This window comes from Pseudomonas sp. NFR16 (assembly GCF_900108875.1).
Taxonomy (GTDB): Bacteria; Pseudomonadota; Gammaproteobacteria; order Pseudomonadales; family Pseudomonadaceae; genus Aquipseudomonas.
In genome coordinates this window covers 394,095-409,329 of the sequence record NZ_FNYJ01000004.1, presented here as the reverse complement: position 1 = coordinate 409,329, position 15,235 = coordinate 394,095, and the positions used below count along the sequence as shown (strand labels likewise).

The following is a 15,235-nucleotide window of genomic DNA, read 5'->3' as shown; positions in this document are numbered from 1 at the left end:
CGTCGTGTCAGCCGAGCATGGCCTGAAGGTCTGAGACGAAGCGCGGGCTCCGGATCGGGGCCTCAAGGCTCTGGATATAAGCGTTCAGGAATGTCGCGCCGGCATCCTCGCCCAACAGCCAGGCGCGATCTTCCTTGTAACGAAGCAGATGCTGAAAGTTGCGCAACCGCTTGCTGCGGCTCAGCGACGGGCTCTGGCAGCGCATGTCCGAGATGTCGATCAGGCCGAGTGCGTTATCGGGCGTGAGAATGACGTTGCCCAGATGCAAAGAGCGGAAGTAAACGCCCTGGTCATGCAGCCGTGCGATGAAGGCGCCCAGCTTGGCGCGCAAGGCATCGCCTTCGTTATTCTGCTTGATGGCCTGCCGCAGGGTCATTCCCGCCAGTGGTTCATACCGCACGGCATCTCTTTTGATGCTGCCGATGCGGTATGTGTCGACCATGCGCGGGCAGCGAATCTGCCGTCGCTCAAGGGCAGCAATGTTGTCGGCGAAGCGCTTGGCATAAGGGAACAGCAGTGCCGAGCTCAGCAGGCGCTTGCGACGGAACAGCTTGAGGATGTCGCCATCGGCGAGCAGCAGGACCTTGTCTCCCGACCCATCGGCTTCCAGCACTGTCGCGTTTTCTCGCAAGGCCAGATAGTCGCTGTGTTTCATCGAGTGCATCAGTTCCACTACCTGAAAAATTCGCCATCTTACCCGACTCGGGCGGGCTTGGCTCCCCGGCTCGCCATTCGGAGAGCTGTGTTAAGATAGCCGACTCATTTTTTATCGCGGATCCCCATGAGCAGTCCTGAACCTCGCGGCAAATCCACTCTGGCCATCTATTTCCGGTTGCTGACGTACGTCAGGCCGTATATCGGCCTGTTCGTTCTGAGTATCGTGGGCTTCCTGATCTTCGCATCGACCCAGCCGATGCTCGCTTACATCCTCAAGTATTTCGTCGACGGTCTGGCCAATCCAGAGGCGCGACTGTTTCCCGGTGTGCCCTACCTGGGCGACCTTCAACTGTTGCAGGCCGTGCCCTTGATGATCGTCCTGATCGCCATCTGGCAGGGCGCAGGTTCCTATCTGGGCAACTACTTTCTGGCGCAAGTCTCACTGGGGCTGGTGCACGATCTGCGTCTGGTGCTGTTCAACAAGTTGCTGACGTTGCCGAACCGGTATTTCGACAACCACAACTCCGGGCACCTGATTTCCCGCATCACGTTCAACGTCACCATGGTAACGGGGGCCGCGACCGACGCCATCAAGGTTGTCATCCGCGAAGGCATGACGGTCATTTTCCTGTTCGGCGCGTTGCTGTGGATGAACTGGGAGCTGACCCTGGTCATGCTGGCCATCCTGCCGCTCATCGCAGTGATGGTGAACAGCACCAGCCGCAAATTCCGCAAACAGAGCAAGAAGATTCAGGTCGCGATGGGCGACGTCACCCACGTGGCGTCCGAGACCATCCACGGCTATCGCGTCGTGCGCAGTTTCGGCGGGGAAGATTACGAAAAAGGCCGCTTTGAAAAGGCGAGCCGCAGCAACACCAAGAAACAGTTGACGATGACCAAGACGGGCGCGGTCTACACCCCGATGCTGCAGTTGGTGACGTACACCGGCATGGCCATCGTGATGTTTCTGGTGCTTTATCTGCGCGGTGACTCTTCAGCGGGCGATCTGGTGGCGTACATCACCATGGCCGGTTTGCTGCCCAAGCCAATCCGCCAGTTGTCCGAGGTCAGTTCCACCATTCAGAAGGGCGTTGCCGGGGCCGAAAGCATTTTCGAACAGCTCGACGAAACGCCTGAACAGGACAGCGGTACCGTTGAGCGTGAACACGTCAGCGGCCGGCTGGAGGTCAAGAACCTGTCGTTCACCTACCCTGGCACGGAAAAACGCGTCCTGGATGACGTCAGTTTTGTTGCCGAAGCGGGTCAGATGGTTGCGTTGGTCGGTCGTTCAGGCAGCGGTAAATCCACGTTGGCCGGTCTGATCCCGCGCTTCTACGATCATAGCCAAGGCCAGATTCTGCTCGATGAGACTGCGATCGAAGACTACACGCTGCGCAACCTGCGCCGGCATATCGCGCTGGTGACGCAGCACGTCACACTGTTCAACGACACGATCGCCAATAACATCGCCTACGGTGATCTGGCAGGGGCGCCGCTGGCCGACATTCAGCAGGTGTCGGCGGACGCCTTTGCCGATGAGTTCATCGACAAGCTGCCGCAGAAGTACCAGACGCTGGTTGGAGAGAACGGTGTCTTGCTGTCCGGTGGTCAGCGTCAGCGCCTGGCGATTGCCCGCGCGCTGCTCAAGAACGCACCCCTGTTGATCCTCGATGAAGCTACATCGGCGCTGGACACCGAGTCCGAGCGCCACATCCAGCACGCGCTGGACAAGGTCATGAAAGGGCGGACCACGCTGGTGATTGCGCACCGTCTGACCACCATCGAGAAGGCCGACCTGATTCTGGTCATGGATGAAGGCCGCATCGTCGAGCGCGGGACGCACGCCTCTCTGCTGGCACAAAACGGTTATTACACGCGTCTGCACGCCAAACAGTTCGAAGATGAGCCCGCCAGCAACGCCGGTCAGGTAATCGATGCATGTTGAATGCGTTGCGATTCTGGCGTGAACGAGGCTGGACGGTTATCGATGCAGCTGCCTACGAGCAGGCATGGAGCCGGTTTGGCGGCAGCGTGGCGACCCATCCTCGGGTGATCGAACGTCTCGCAGGGCTGGTCGGTCTACCCGTCAGGTATCTGGGCTGGCAGGCCGATGGTGACATCATTGCTGCCGTCGCCTGCTGGGGGCGAGATCTGGCGCTGTCTAGAAAAGTGCTCAAGCAGCAGGGCAAGCGGGGATTTTTCGACCTCGGCAACGCAGAGGTCATCCTCCCCGTTGCGCAAGACGTTCGTGTGCCAGTGCGCCAGCGCATGAGCTACGTCTCGGAGCTGAATCTGCCTTTTGTCACAACGCTCAAGCCGCAGGCCGAAAGCCTGGCCCTTGCGCGCGAGCCTGAGGATTACTCGAAGAAATTTCGTTACAACCAGCGTCGCGAGCAGCGTTTGCTCGAGGAGGCGGGTGCGGTATTGCGTCCCGTGCAGGATTTCACACCTGCTGAGCTTGCGGCGATGTACGAGCGGCTGTTTCAGGCCCGCTGGAACTTCGAAGTGCCCGGCAAAGCGCATCTGGGCGATGTGTTCACGCTGATGCGTGAGTTCATGACGGGGTCGGTGATCATGCTCGACGACCGGGCGATCGCGATTCAGGTGCTGTATCGCGTCGAGTCGCCCAACTGGGTGTCAGTCGAGTACGTCAACGGGGGCGTCGATCCTCAACAACAGGCATTGAGTCCTGGCAGCGTGCTGAGTTACGTCAACACGCAAAGCGCCTGGTCCGACGCCCGATCGCTCGACAAACCGCTGCGCTATTCTTTCGGGCGTTCCGACCGCGAATATAAAGATCGTTGGTGCCGGACGGTGCCGGTCTACAAGGTCTGATCCCACATGAGCGGGCATAAACAAGCACTCCTTAAAAAGCATCGACGCGCCAAGCGTGTGTCGATGCTGTTCATCCTGGCAGCTCTCGTTGCCGCCGGCCTGTTCATCGCCTGGTGGTGGGTTCCGATCCTGCTGGTCGTCTGCTGGGTCGCGCACGAGGCGTGGTTCTCGGATCACCTTTTCTATTCGCCGGCGAGCGACTACCTCTATACGTTTCCTGCTGATACCGACGTTCGCCCTGTCAGCCTGGTCAACGGCACCTTGCGCCTCGACTCGGCCGTGGAAGCGGGGCAGACGCTGGTGCTCGAGCTTGAGCTGCGAAGCACGTGGCTTGGGCGCTGGGTCGATCCTTATGTCAGCGTCGGCGACGACCGACAGGAGTTCGAGCGGGGGGCGCGTGGCAAGCGCTATCTGAATCTTTCCGGGCAGCACGCAGCGCTGGTGGCTGACGGTCTGCGGCTTGAAGGGCATCACTGCCGCGTCTCGACCCCGACGAAACTCTACGTCCTCAGTCACCCGGATTACGCCGACAAGCGCGTCATGGTGCTGGCGCCTCATGCCGATGACGCCGAGCTGGCGGCATTCGGGCTGTACAGCAAGACGATCGACCCGACCATCGTGACCCTGACGCAAGGCGAGATCGAGGCCGAGGGCTATCAGCGGCTGGGCCTGAGCCCGGCTGAAGCGGCCCGGTTGAAGGGGCGTCTGCGGACCTGGGACAGCCTGGCGGTTCCGCTGTGGGGTGGCGTCGCGCAAGACCGCTGCGTGCAACTGGGTTACTACTGCCTGCAATTGCCCGCGATGCGCGAGGCGCCCACACAATCCTTCGGGTCGCGAGAGTCGCAGGAGAGCGATATCCGCACGGCGCGCCGCCACAATCCGTTCGCGCTGCCGGGCGACGCGGATGGAAAACCCTGCTGGGACAATCTGGTGGCCGATCTGGTGGCGCTGCTCCAGCGTTTCGAGCCAGAAGTCATTGTGATGCCGCACCCAGAGCTCGACCCCCATGCCGACCACGTCGCGACGACGCAGGCGCTGTATCAGGCCGTTGCGCAGAGCACCTGGAAACCGTCGGTCGCGCTGCTTTACGCCAATCACCTCCACGATAACGATCGCTGGCCGATGGGGCGGGCGGGTAGCGGCGTAGCGTTGCCGCCGTTTGTTTACCAGACTTCCAGCGACAGCCTCTGGAGCCCCTCGCTGGACGCGTCGACGCAGATGGACAAAGCGATGGCGCTGGCCATGCAGCACGATCTGCAGGGGCGTCCGCCGTTCAAGCGGCTGGCGCGGCGCTGGATCCAGCGCGTGCTGGTCGGCCGCCAATGGCCTGCGACGGGCGAAGACGAGTTCTTCCGCAAGGCCGTGCGTCGCCATGAGGTGTTCATGGTGCGGCCTTTCGCCGACTGAAACGGGTCACACAGGGCAATTCCCGGGAGCTGAGCGCCGTCCGATACAGGCTGTGCTAAGATTCCGCCCTTGTCCATTTCAGCTACGGGTTGTTCGATGAAGTTGTCCATGCCGCGTTTTGATCAGGCACCAGTGTTGGTAGTCGGCGACGTCATGCTCGACCGCTATTGGCATGGCGGAACGTCGAGAATTTCCCCTGAAGCGCCTGTTCCCGTGGTCAAGGTCGATCAGATCGAAGACCGTCCGGGTGGCGCAGCCAACGTCGCGCTGAACATTGCAGCGCTTGGTGCCAAGGCTTCGCTGGTCGGCGTGACCGGTCAGGACGAAGCGGCCGTCAGCCTCACCGACAGTCTGAAGGCCGCCGGTGTGAATGCCTGCTTCCAGCGCATCGCGCACCAGCCCACCATTGTCAAACTGCGCGTCATGAGCCGCCATCAGCAGCTGCTGCGGATCGATTTCGAAGAGTCGTTCACCACCGACCCTGTTGCACTCAGCCAGGAAGTCGACGCGTTGCTCGACGGTGTGAAAGTCATGGTGCTGTCCGACTACGGCAAAGGCGCCCTGAAAAACCATCAGGTGCTGATTCAGGCCGCCCGCGAGCGCGGCATTCCCGTGCTGGCTGACCCCAAAGGCAAGGATTTCACGATCTATCGTGGCGCCACGCTGATCACACCTAACCTGAGCGAGTTCGAAGCTATCGTTGGACATTGTTCCGACGAAGCGGAACTTGTGGCCAGAGGTGCCCGTCTGATGGCTGATTTGGAGCTTGGCGCATTGCTGGTCACTCGTGGCGAACACGGCATGACCCTGTTGCGTCCAGACCATTCGGCTCTTCATCTGCCTGCCCGCGCACGCGAGGTTTTCGATGTGACTGGCGCGGGTGACACCGTGATTTCCACATTGGCAGCCGCCATTGCGGCAGGAGAAGACCTGCCGCATGCCGTCGCATTGGCGAATCTGGCAGCCGGTATCGTCGTAGGCAAACTGGGCACGGCGGCCATCAGCGCGCCAGAGCTTCGCCGCGCGATCCAGCGGGCGGAGGGTTCCGAGCGCGGCGTGCTGACGCTTGACCAGTTGCTGCTTGCGACCGATGACGCCCGCGCCCATGGCGAAAAGATCGTTTTCACCAACGGTTGCTTCGACATTCTCCACGCAGGCCATGTGGCTTATCTGGAGCAGGCGAGGGCGCAGGGAGACCGGCTGATCGTCGCAGTGAATGACGACGCCTCGGTCAGTCGCCTGAAAGGACCGGGTCGGCCGATCAACAGCGTCGATCGTCGCATGGCGGTGCTTGCAGGCCTTGGCGCAGTGGATTGGGTGGTCAGCTTTTCAGAAGGCACTCCCGAGAATCTGCTGACCCATGTCCGCCCGGACGTGCTGGTCAAAGGAGGGGATTACTCGGTCGATCAGGTCGTGGGCGCTGACATCGTCACTGCCTATGGCGGAACGGTCAAAGTGCTTGGGTTGGTGGAGAACAGTTCGACGACAGCGATCGTGGAGAAAATCCGGAGCCGCTGACTTCGGCTTTACTGCACCTTTTGGCGAATTTTAAGGTAAGGCAGTTCGATGAGAGTCATGCTGGTGGTGATGGATGAGCAGCGCGTGATACTGGACCGCCTGTACGAGATCGTGCAGCACCATTGTGACGAGTGCATCATCTATCGCCTCAGCAAGGCTCAGCAGCTGAAGTTGGGGACGTTTCTGGCGTCGGTTGATTATCAACGCTTTGATCGCGTGGTGATTTTCTCCAGACTGAAACGTCTCGCCCCACAGGTTCCGGTGCTCAAATGCGTGCCGGGCCTGGTGTTCCTTGAACACGATGCCTATCAGAACTACATGCCCGAGAGTAAATACCGCGGCCGTTATTCGGCGCTCTACAGCCGACTGCCGTGGTCCCGCGTGATCGTATCGGGCAGCGTCGTGGCCCGTCGTTTTCGCGATGAAGGCATCGACGCGGTGTTCGTCTCCAAAGGGTACGACGACGCGATGCTGTGCAATACCGAGACTGAACGAGACATACCGCTTGGCTTTCTGGGCAGTCTGAAAAGCACCGAATACGGCCGCCGCAAAGCCTTTCTCGAACGCATGGCGGCCCAGACCGGCATGCTGGTAACGCGCACTGAATCCGGCAAAGACTACCTGCACATGCTCAACCGCATTCGTATCTTCGTGAGTGCTGACATCGGCATGGGCGAGTTCATGATCAAGAACTTCGAGGCCATGGCCTGCGGCTGCGTTCTGCTGGCGTGGAGTCAGGGCGAGGAAGATGATCTGCTCGGCTTCCGGGATATGCATAACGTTGTGCTGTATCGCTCGGAAAGCGAAGCGCTGGAAAAGCTCAAGTGGCTGCAAGACAACCCTGAACTCGCCGAATCCATTGCCCGCAACGGCCAGGCGTTTGCGCAAACCCGCTATTCATTCACACGTGTGGGCCGTGATCTGGCCGCAGCGATACAGGCCGACATGCGCCCCTGGACGCCGCCCGGTATGATCGCCCGTCTCTGGGCAAAACTGCGCTACGGGATGAAGGTGGCCGGCTGAATGGTGGAGCAACAAGACCCGATAGCTCGGGACTCGCTGGATCGGGATTCGCTGGATCTGGAGCAACTTCCGGGCGGGCATCAGGACGTGCTCGGCATCCTGCCTCTCAGGCTGCAAGAGAGTCTGCGTCGCAGCGCTCGCGTTATACTCGTCGCCAATAATCCGGCCATCCGCCACGCGGACGTTGAAGCGCTTGGCCTTGACGCCAACGACACCGTCGTGACGTTCAATCAGTGCATCAAAGCGGACTTGCTGACCCCCACGACGGTCAACCTGTTCGTGCATGGTTTCAACGGGCCGGACCGGTATTTTTTTGGCCTGCCCCCGCGGCCTGAGATCAATCGGCTGATGCAGCACCCACAGGCCCGCTGTTTCACCCTGCTGGTGGGTTGTACAGGACACATCAGCCCGCTGCCCGATGTAGCGTTGTATCACGATCGCATTCCACTGCCTGCGCTCTGGAACTACCCGGTCGAACGTCCGGGAGGTAAGCGTTATGTCGGGCCGTCCACGGGCTTCAACGTATTGGTATTGCTGGACTGGCTGCGTCAGCACCACGGCTATTCATTCGAGTTATTGACCTTGGGTTTTTCCAATGAGGCGGGAAAACTCTGGAGTGGTCACGCCTGGGAGTATGAGCGCGAGTGGCTGATGCAGTCGGACGTGGTCCGTATCGCGTTGCAACCGCGCGCCTGGTGGCAGAAAATCCTGCGCCTCAAATGAGTGGCTCACGTTTATATCTGAAAGCGCTGAGTGTGGGACATGGATGGGTTGGCGGAGTGAAATGACGTGTTGAAAATCGCAGTCGCGTTCTTCGGGATTCCTCGTAATTCCGAGATCTGCTTCCCGTCCATTGAAGAAAACATCCTCGCGCAGTTGCCCTCGACTGCTGAGGTTCGCTGTTTCTATCATCTTTATAAAATCGACGAAGTTCACAACCCGCGCTCGGGTGAAGCGGCTGCGCTTGATGCCGACAATTATGCCGTTTTCCAAGGCATGTCTGGTCGGCTTGACTTCACGGACGGTGTGCTTGACCGCTGGGATTTCGAGCGCGTCAAAGAGCAGGGCGACACGTGGGGCGATGAGCACGTTTCGTTACGCAATCTGATCTATCAGCTTAATTCCCTGCGCGAAGTGACGGCGATGGTCGAGGCATTCGAGCCAGACTTCGTGGTGTTCGCCCGCCCGGATAATTTCTACCACAAGCCGCTGCCGGCTTACGTATTCAAGCGCCCGCTGGCGCGTCGCATGAACGTCTACATTCCGGACTGGCAATGGTGGGGCGGCCTGAATGACCGCTTCGCGATTTGTGGACGAGATGTCTACAAAGCCTACGGCAACCGCATCGAACGTATATTCGCCTTCTGCGAGGCCACGGGAAGGAAGCTGCATTCCGAGCGGCTGCTCAAATTTGTCCTTCAGCAAGCCGGCGCCAAGGTGTGCCTGATGAACACCACTGCTTCACGTGTTCGCATCACTGGCGCATATGCGGACGAGTCCTTCTCGCCGAAACGTGGCATGGGCAAGCGCGAGAATCGCTACTTCCACGCCTTCGCGCGCGTGCGCACGTTTCTGGATCGACGACTCCGAGACGTGCCGGAGCAATAGACGCCCCGCGTTAACCCTTCAGCTCGCGGATCTTCCTGACGAGCTGGCGCGCTTTCACCCGCAGCCGCTTCATGGGCGAGCGGGTTTTCTTGCCGGGCGCCAGCCCTTGCTGGACGATCCAGTCTTTCCAGCGAATGCGCTCGTCGCGCACCACCCAGCCATCCTGCGCGGCAAAGCTCTCTGCCAGATAAAGGCCTCGGGTGCCGGCCGGTGAAAGCTTGTCGTTTTTCAGGGTGAACAGCTGAGGCAGCGGCGCGCCATTTTCCAGCGGCATCAAGTACAGGTCGGGTTTGCTGCGGTTGAGTCGCGCAACGAGTTGGTCGTTCTCGAGGCTCTCATCGACGTGGAAAAGACTGAGCGGCCGCGCCTCTTTCGGCACTTCCAGGCGCATGTCGTAGATCAGTTGCAGCGACGCAGTAGGCAGGTGCACATACGCGCGAGGGCGTTCGATCAGGGTCATGCTGCCGCAGCGTACCGGGCGAGCGGCACCCGAAAGCGGGCTCAGGCGAAACGGCATGGCTTCGCGGTAATGCAGGGCTGCGGCGTAGGGCGCCGGCAGCCAGGTGTCGTTGAAGCGGCCGCCCAACCAGCCTTGCGGCGTCTCGATCAGGCATTCTTCGGCCACTTCCTGAATGGCCGTGTGCAGCGGCAGATTCAGCTCGTGCGCAGGGACATATCCGGAAATCAGCTTCAACACCACATCGCCGCGATCCTGCCGACGCTGGCGCACGAGCACCCAGTAATCGCGGTTCTGCCAATTAAGCGTCAGGCGCACCGAGACGCCGAGATTGGCGAGCTCCGTGGAAAAGCGCTCGCTGTTGTCCACTTCTATCTTGCGGCGGCGAGAGAGGGTCTGGGCAAAATTCAGCGGCATCCCGACGCTCTGGTAGCTGAGGCTTTCGGGAGTGGCTTCGACAAACAACGGCAGGGTCTTGAAGTTGCTGGGGTTTTTCCGAATCAACGTTCGCGGCATATCGGCTCCTTCTTGCGTTGGGGTCGGCCGCCCGGTTCAGGCTTGGCGACGAATCACGGCGGCGGCGGTTGCCACGTTATGGGCCAGGTGCAGCGGATTGATCGTCCCGACGATAGCACCAGTGACGCCGGGATGCCCAAACAGCAGCTCGAAACTGGCTTGCACAGGATCGACACCGGGACTCAGGCAAACGTGCCCGCTCGCCAGCGCTTTTTTTATCAGTATTGCTTTGCCGTGAGCAGCAGCGTAGTCGAGGACCGGCTTTTCGCCTTGCTCGTTGAGGTTGTAGGTGACCATTGCGCAATCGCCGTCCTGCAACGCTCGCAATCCGCCCTCGACGGTTTTGCCGGAAAAACCGAAGCCTCGAATCTTGCCTTCGCGCTTGAGGTCGGCCAGCGTCTGGTAAACCTCGCACTCAGTGAGTACGTGCAGGTCGTTGCCGTCCGAGTGCACCAGCACCAGATCGATGAAGTCGGTTTCCAGCCGCTTGAGGCTGCGCTCCACCGACAGCCGCGTGTGGGCTGCGCTGAAGTCGTGGCTGGATTGGCCTGCTTCGAACTCTTCGCCGACCTTGCTGACGATCACCCAATCCTGGCGCTGCCCGCGCAACAAAGGGCCAAGCCGCTCCTCGCTGCGTCCGTAGGCAGGGGCGGTGTCGATCAGGTTGATGCCCAGATCCCGCGCCAGCTTGAGCAGCATCTGTGCCTCGTGATCATCAGGGATCGTGAAGCCGTTAGGGTATTTCACACCTTGATCACGGCCCAGCTTGACCGTGCCCAGGCCGATCGGTGACACATGGATGCCGAGATTGCCCAGCGGGCGATGCAAGTCGTGCAGGGTTTTCATGGCAGCAGCAGATCCCAGACAGGAGTGGCGAGCGGCGGCTTGGGGAAGTCGCTGTGCGTGGGTTGCGGGATCGGGTGAATGGCGTCACGGGACAGAGACGCCAGCACGCGGTCGGCGAAGTCAGGCGCCAGCGCCAGCTTGGTGGGCCAGCCGACCATCAGCCGACCTTGTACGTCGAGGAAGGCGTTGTCCGGGCGCACGAGGCCGGTCTGCTGAGGTTCTGCGCGGTCGACCCGCAGCGTGGCGAATTGCGCCTGACTGAGATCGACCCATGGCAGCAGCTGCGTGAGTTCTTTTTTCGCAGCGGCGATCTGCTCCACCGGGTCGCGCGCGACACCTTCGGCCTCGGCAATATCGCCGCCCAGATACCACACCCATTGGCCGTCCGCTGCGGGGTGAGTGGTCACGGTAATGCGCGGCTTCGGCCCGCCGCCCAGGCAATGCGCATACAGCGGCTTGAGCGTCGGGCCCTTGACCAGCACCATGTGCAGCGGACGACGCTGCATGGCTGGATGGCTCACGCCGAGGGCGTCCAGCAGCTCGGCATTGCCATCGCCCGCGCTGAGCACGATGCGCTGGGCGTGGATGTCGCGACCGTCTACACGCAAGCCCACCAGTTCGCCTTCGTGACGCAACGGTTCGATGAGGGCCCCGGCCAGCAGGCTGTCGCCGGCAAGCCGGGCCAGGTTTTCAACGAGGCTCGGGACGTCGATGACCAACTCGGCCAAGCGATAAACCTTGCCCTTGAAGCGTGGGCTCTGCAGCGCTGGCGGCAGTTCCGAGCCCTTCACCTGATCGACTCGGCCGCGCACGGCTTTGCTCGCGAAAAAGCTGGTGAGATTGCCTGCGATGGTGCCTGGCGACCACAGATAATGGGCTTCAGACAGCAGGCGTACGCCGGACAGATTCAGTTCGCCCTTGCCAGCGAGTGCCTCACGCCAGCGCCGAGGCATGTCGGCAATGGCTTCCGAGGCGCCGGACAGTGCGCCGTGCAACGCGTACTTAGCGCCACCGTGAATGATCCCTTGAGACTTGAACGTCTGCCCGCCGCCAAGGCTGGCGTTTTCCACCACGACTGTCGAAAAGCCCTGCCGGCGCAGACGTGCGTTGAGCCAGAGCCCGGCAACGCCAGCGCCGACTATCAGGACGTCAGTGGAAATAGCGGATGACATGCGCACCTCGAATGGCGAATCGAAGTGGCCATTATAGGGGAAGCCGCTTTTCAATGACCTCTTTAATGACCCGCCGTTTTCGAGAACAGCTGGATGACCACCACGCCCGCGACGATCAGGCCCATGCCGGCGATGGCGGGCAGATCCAGTTTCTGTCCGTAAATGAACAGCGCCGCAATGCTCACCATGACGATGCCCATGCCCGCCCATACCGCGTAGGCAACGCCCACCGGAATGGTGCGCACGACCAGGGTCAGCATCCAGAAGGCGACGGCGTAGCCAACGATGACGAGCAGCAACGGCAGCGGGGTGCTGAAGCCCTTGACTGCCTTCATCGAGACGGTACCGATGACTTCAGCGCAGATGGCAATGGCGAGCAGGTAGTAAGCAGGCATGGCGAGACTCTCAGTGACAAACGTTCTTGATTCCTGAGCCCATTCTAGGCGTTGCCCAGATGCGGTAAAGTCATTACCTATCTGACTGGCTGATAGGTTGTAGTTGATGCAGTGGAGTCTCGAGCAAATCCAGCTATTCGTCAGCGTCGCTGAGCAGCGCTCGTTTTCTGCCGTGGCGCGCGCCTCGAAACGCGCGCAGTCGGCGGTCAGCAGCGCGATCGCAATGCTCGAATCCGACTTGGGAGTGAGTCTGTTCGACCGAAGCAGTGGCCGGCAGCCGCGTCTCACCGAAGCGGGCAGTGCGTTGCTGGAAGAAGCCCGGGAGCTGCTGCGCCAGTGTGAACGACTGGATGGCCGGGCGCTGGCGCTGATGCGGGGTCAGGAAGCGCGCCTGCGTCTGGCGCTCGACGAGGCCATGCCTTATCAGCCGGTGCTGGACAGTCTTGAGGCGCTGGACGATCGGTTTCCGAGTGTCGAGGTGCAACTGGCCAGCGGCGCCCAGGGCGACGTTGCACGCAAACTGCTGGAGCGTCGCGCCGATCTCGGTCTGCTGTTCCATCATGAACAGATGCCTCAAGCCCTGGAGCGGCGAGCGCTGGGCAGCGTCGAGATGGTGACGGTCTGTGCAACCAGTCACCCGTTGGCGGATCAGCCGCTTGTTACGCGCCAGCAGTTGGCGCGGCATCGACAGCTGCTCATTACGCCGCAGCAGAGCGGTTACCCCGGTGGCGAGCAATTGAGCCCGCAGGTATGGCGCGCCGACAGTTTCTACGCCATGGCAGAACTGCTGATGAGAGGACTAGGCTGGGCCTGGCTGCCGCGACACGTGGTGCAATATCCGGCCTATCAAAATCAGATGATCGAGCTGAGCAGCGAATGGACGCCGCCGGCGCTGGTGGTGGAAATGGTCTGGCGACGCGATGAGCCACTCGGGCCTGCCGCGCGCTGGCTCGCCGAATGTTTCACTCATCATTTGAAGGCCATTGGCTGATAAACTCCGCGCCCATGAATAGAACTCTCTACACCTTCCTGTTTCATCTTGGACTGCCTTTTATTGCACTGCGCCTCTGGCTTCGTGCCCGCAAGGCGCCTGCGTACGCGCAACGAATCGGTGAGCGCTTCGCCTTTGGGCTGCCTGCCATGCAGCGTGGCGGTATCTGGGTTCATGCCGTATCGGTGGGCGAGAGTATTGCTGCAGCCCCCATGATTCGAGCGCTGCTGACGCAATACCCGCAGCTTCCGGTGACCATCACCTGCATGACCCCGACCGGCTCCGAGCGCATTCAGTCGATGTTCGCCAACGAGCCGCGCGTGCAGCATTGCTACCTGCCTTACGACTTCCCGTGGGCGGCTTCGCGCTTCCTTGATCATGTCCAGCCGAAGATCGGTGTGATCATGGAAACAGAGCTTTGGCCCAACCACATCCATCAGTGCGCGAAGCGCGGAATAGCGACGGTCCTTGCCAACGCCCGGTTGTCAGAACGTTCGGCGCGGGGATACGCACGGTTCGCCAGGCTTACGCGGCCGATGCTCGCCGAGATGAGCCTGATTGCCTCACAGACGCAGGTCGAGGCTCAGCGCTTTCTCGATCTGGGCGCGCGTGCGGAGTCGGTGGTCGTCACGGGCTCGATCAAGTTCGATCTGACGATTGATCCGCAACTGCTGGAGCGCGCGGTGCAACAGCGTGAGGCCTGGGGGCTTGTTCAGCGCCCGGTATGGATCGCAGCCAGCACCCATGCCGGCGAGGATGAAGTGGTGTTGTCCGCCCATCGCGACGTGATGCAATCGCACCCCGACGCTTTGCTGATCGTGGTGCCGCGTCATCCCGAGCGTTTCGGCAGCGTGTTCGAACTCACGCGCCAGCAAGGGTTTTCCAGCGTCCGACGCTCCACGGGCGATCCCGTTACGCAGGCAACGTCGGTGCTCGTTGGCGATACGATGGGCGAACTGCTGTTTCTCTATGCGTTGGCGGACATCGCGTTCGTCGGCGGGAGTCTGGTGCCCAATGGCGGGCATAACCTGCTCGAGCCAGCGGCGTTGGATAAACCGGTGTTGAGCGGTCCGCACCTGTTCAACTTCCTCGAAATTGCCGCGATGCTGCGCGGTGCGGGAGCGTTGGAGGAGGCAAGCGACTCGGCAGCCCTGGCTGCAGCGGTCAAGCGACTGATCGAACATCCCGAAGCCGCGAAGGCCATGGCCGATGCAGGGCTGGCGGTGATGAAAGCCAATCAGGGCGCGCTGCAGAAATTGCTGAACGGTATCGGCCGCTTGCTGCACTGATTCCGTGGCAACCGGGTTCTGACGCTGCATCCCCGCCGGATGCACCTGCCTGTTCCCGGCTGAAGCCGGTCCTACAGACGCTGCAAGGTTCGTAGGACCGGCTTCAGCCGGGAAGGCGTCGAGTGTCACGCCGTTGATCGAAGGGAAAGTTAAAGACAGTTGGCTCACTCCCACACGATTCTCCGGGCATTGCCGGATTCTCCGGCCAGACACAAAACGTGTGGGAGCGAGCTTGCTCGCGAAGGCTGATTCCCAGACCCTGCATCTCCACAGCCTGAACCGATCTCTTCCCGGCTGAAGCCGGTCCTACGGACGTTGCAGGTTTGTAGGACCGGCTTCAGCCGGGAAGGCGTCGAGTGTCACGCCGTTGATCGAAGGGAAAGTTCAAGACAGTTGGCTCACTCCCACACGATTCTCCGGGCATTGCCGGATTATCCGGCCAGACACAAATCCTGTAGGAGCGAGCTTGCTCGCGAAGGCTGACTATCCACCGTAGCTTATCCAGCGCCAGACCTCGATCC

The 15,235-nt window shown here is 61.0% G+C and carries 14 protein-coding genes; 9 read left to right on the top strand and 5 right to left on the bottom strand.

Annotated elements, in window-relative coordinates; all coding sequences use genetic code 11:
• Positions 1 to 7 precede the first annotated feature (7 nt).
• Positions 8 to 664: a lipopolysaccharide kinase InaA family protein gene (locus BMZ10_RS17925; protein WP_093465175.1), complete on the bottom strand. Its 657-nt coding sequence runs from the start codon at positions 662 to 664 to the stop codon at positions 8 to 10.
• A 117-nt stretch (positions 665 to 781) separates the two neighbouring features.
• Here BMZ10_RS17925 and msbA point away from each other — a divergent pair, with 117 nt between their 5' ends.
• The 7 genes from msbA to BMZ10_RS17890 all read left to right on the top strand — a co-directional run bounded on the left by msbA (position 782) and on the right by BMZ10_RS17890 (position 9,048).
• Positions 782 to 2,602: a lipid A export permease/ATP-binding protein MsbA gene (msbA, locus tag BMZ10_RS17920; RefSeq protein WP_093465172.1), complete on the top strand. Its 1,821-nt coding sequence runs from the start codon at positions 782 to 784 to the stop codon at positions 2,600 to 2,602.
• Entirely contained in the window at positions 2,596 to 3,492 is an 897-nt protein-coding gene (locus BMZ10_RS17915; protein ID WP_093465169.1) for a GNAT family N-acetyltransferase, read from the top strand. The genes msbA and BMZ10_RS17915 overlap by 7 nt, the downstream gene beginning before the upstream one ends.
• 6 nt (positions 3,493 to 3,498) lie before the next feature.
• Positions 3,499 to 4,899, top strand: a complete 1,401-nt coding sequence (locus BMZ10_RS17910; RefSeq protein ID WP_093465166.1) for a PIG-L family deacetylase — start codon at positions 3,499 to 3,501, stop codon at positions 4,897 to 4,899.
• Positions 4,900 to 4,995: 96 nt separating this feature from the next.
• Positions 4,996 to 6,417: a bifunctional D-glycero-beta-D-manno-heptose-7-phosphate kinase/D-glycero-beta-D-manno-heptose 1-phosphate adenylyltransferase HldE gene (gene hldE, locus BMZ10_RS17905; RefSeq protein WP_093465163.1), complete on the top strand. Its 1,422-nt coding sequence runs from the start codon at positions 4,996 to 4,998 to the stop codon at positions 6,415 to 6,417.
• A gap of 48 nt (positions 6,418 to 6,465) precedes the next feature.
• Positions 6,466 to 7,440 carry a glycosyltransferase gene (locus tag BMZ10_RS17900; RefSeq protein WP_093465160.1) on the top strand — a complete coding sequence of 325 codons (975 nt, stop codon included), beginning with the start codon at positions 6,466 to 6,468 and terminating at the stop codon, positions 7,438 to 7,440.
• Positions 7,441 to 8,163 carry a hypothetical protein gene (locus BMZ10_RS17895; protein WP_093465157.1) on the top strand — a complete coding sequence of 241 codons (723 nt, stop codon included), beginning with the start codon at positions 7,441 to 7,443 and terminating at the stop codon, positions 8,161 to 8,163.
• A 66-nt stretch (positions 8,164 to 8,229) separates the two neighbouring features.
• The gene (locus BMZ10_RS17890; protein WP_093465154.1) at positions 8,230 to 9,048 is read left to right on the top strand and encodes a hypothetical protein; all 819 of its coding nucleotides are present in this window, start codon (positions 8,230 to 8,232) and stop codon (positions 9,046 to 9,048) included.
• A gap of 10 nt (positions 9,049 to 9,058) precedes the next feature.
• On the opposite strand, the gene BMZ10_RS17885 is transcribed toward BMZ10_RS17890, so the two are convergent.
• From BMZ10_RS17885 to BMZ10_RS17870, 4 genes are all read right to left on the bottom strand, one after another.
• Positions 9,059 to 10,021 (bottom strand): metal ABC transporter ATPase, encoded by a 963-nt coding sequence (locus tag BMZ10_RS17885; RefSeq protein WP_093465151.1) that lies wholly within the window; start codon positions 10,019 to 10,021, stop codon positions 9,059 to 9,061.
• A 36-nt stretch (positions 10,022 to 10,057) separates the two neighbouring features.
• Positions 10,058 to 10,867 (bottom strand): aldo/keto reductase, encoded by an 810-nt coding sequence (locus tag BMZ10_RS17880; protein ID WP_093465148.1) that lies wholly within the window; start codon positions 10,865 to 10,867, stop codon positions 10,058 to 10,060.
• Positions 10,864 to 12,039, bottom strand: coding sequence for an NAD(P)/FAD-dependent oxidoreductase (locus BMZ10_RS17875; protein ID WP_093465614.1), 1,176 nt, complete (start codon positions 12,037 to 12,039; stop codon positions 10,864 to 10,866). The genes BMZ10_RS17880 and BMZ10_RS17875 overlap by 4 nt, the downstream gene beginning before the upstream one ends.
• Positions 12,040 to 12,101: 62 nt before the next feature.
• Positions 12,102 to 12,434, bottom strand: a complete 333-nt coding sequence (locus BMZ10_RS17870) for a DMT family transporter (RefSeq protein ID WP_093465145.1) — start codon at positions 12,432 to 12,434, stop codon at positions 12,102 to 12,104.
• Between the two features lie 106 nt (positions 12,435 to 12,540).
• Between BMZ10_RS17870 and BMZ10_RS17865 the strand changes: the two genes are divergently transcribed.
• On the top strand, positions 12,541 to 13,425 hold the full coding sequence (locus tag BMZ10_RS17865) for a LysR family transcriptional regulator (protein ID WP_093465142.1): 885 nt from the start codon (positions 12,541 to 12,543) through the stop codon (positions 13,423 to 13,425).
• Positions 13,426 to 13,439: 14 nt separating this feature from the next.
• Complete coding sequence (waaA, locus tag BMZ10_RS17860; RefSeq protein WP_093465139.1) at positions 13,440 to 14,714, top strand: lipid IV(A) 3-deoxy-D-manno-octulosonic acid transferase; 1,275 nt, start codon at positions 13,440 to 13,442, stop codon at positions 14,712 to 14,714.
• The last annotated feature ends 521 nt before the right edge of the window (positions 14,715 to 15,235 follow it).

Excerpts from the sequence above, each read along its gene's own strand:
- BMZ10_RS17900 (WP_093465160.1), top strand. The coding sequence starts at position 6,466 with ATGAGAGTCATGCTGGTGGTGATGGATGAGCAGCGCGTGATACTGGAC.
- BMZ10_RS17925 (WP_093465175.1), bottom strand. The coding sequence starts at position 664 with ATGCACTCGATGAAACACAGCGACTATCTGGCCTTGCGAGAAAACGCG.
- BMZ10_RS17895 (WP_093465157.1), top strand. The coding sequence starts at position 7,441 with ATGGTGGAGCAACAAGACCCGATAGCTCGGGACTCGCTGGATCGGGAT.
- BMZ10_RS17915 (WP_093465169.1), top strand. The coding sequence starts at position 2,596 with ATGTTGAATGCGTTGCGATTCTGGCGTGAACGAGGCTGGACGGTTATC.
- BMZ10_RS17910 (WP_093465166.1), top strand. The coding sequence starts at position 3,499 with ATGAGCGGGCATAAACAAGCACTCCTTAAAAAGCATCGACGCGCCAAG.
- waaA (WP_093465139.1), top strand. The coding sequence starts at position 13,440 with ATGAATAGAACTCTCTACACCTTCCTGTTTCATCTTGGACTGCCTTTT.
- BMZ10_RS17885 (WP_093465151.1), bottom strand. The coding sequence starts at position 10,021 with ATGCCGCGAACGTTGATTCGGAAAAACCCCAGCAACTTCAAGACCCTG.
- BMZ10_RS17875 (WP_093465614.1), bottom strand. The coding sequence starts at position 12,039 with ATGTCATCCGCTATTTCCACTGACGTCCTGATAGTCGGCGCTGGCGTT.
- BMZ10_RS17870 (WP_093465145.1), bottom strand. The coding sequence starts at position 12,434 with ATGCCTGCTTACTACCTGCTCGCCATTGCCATCTGCGCTGAAGTCATC.
- BMZ10_RS17880 (WP_093465148.1), bottom strand. The coding sequence starts at position 10,867 with ATGAAAACCCTGCACGACTTGCATCGCCCGCTGGGCAATCTCGGCATC.
- hldE (WP_093465163.1), top strand. The coding sequence starts at position 4,996 with ATGAAGTTGTCCATGCCGCGTTTTGATCAGGCACCAGTGTTGGTAGTC.
- BMZ10_RS17865 (WP_093465142.1), top strand. The coding sequence starts at position 12,541 with ATGCAGTGGAGTCTCGAGCAAATCCAGCTATTCGTCAGCGTCGCTGAG.
- msbA (WP_093465172.1), top strand. The coding sequence starts at position 782 with ATGAGCAGTCCTGAACCTCGCGGCAAATCCACTCTGGCCATCTATTTC.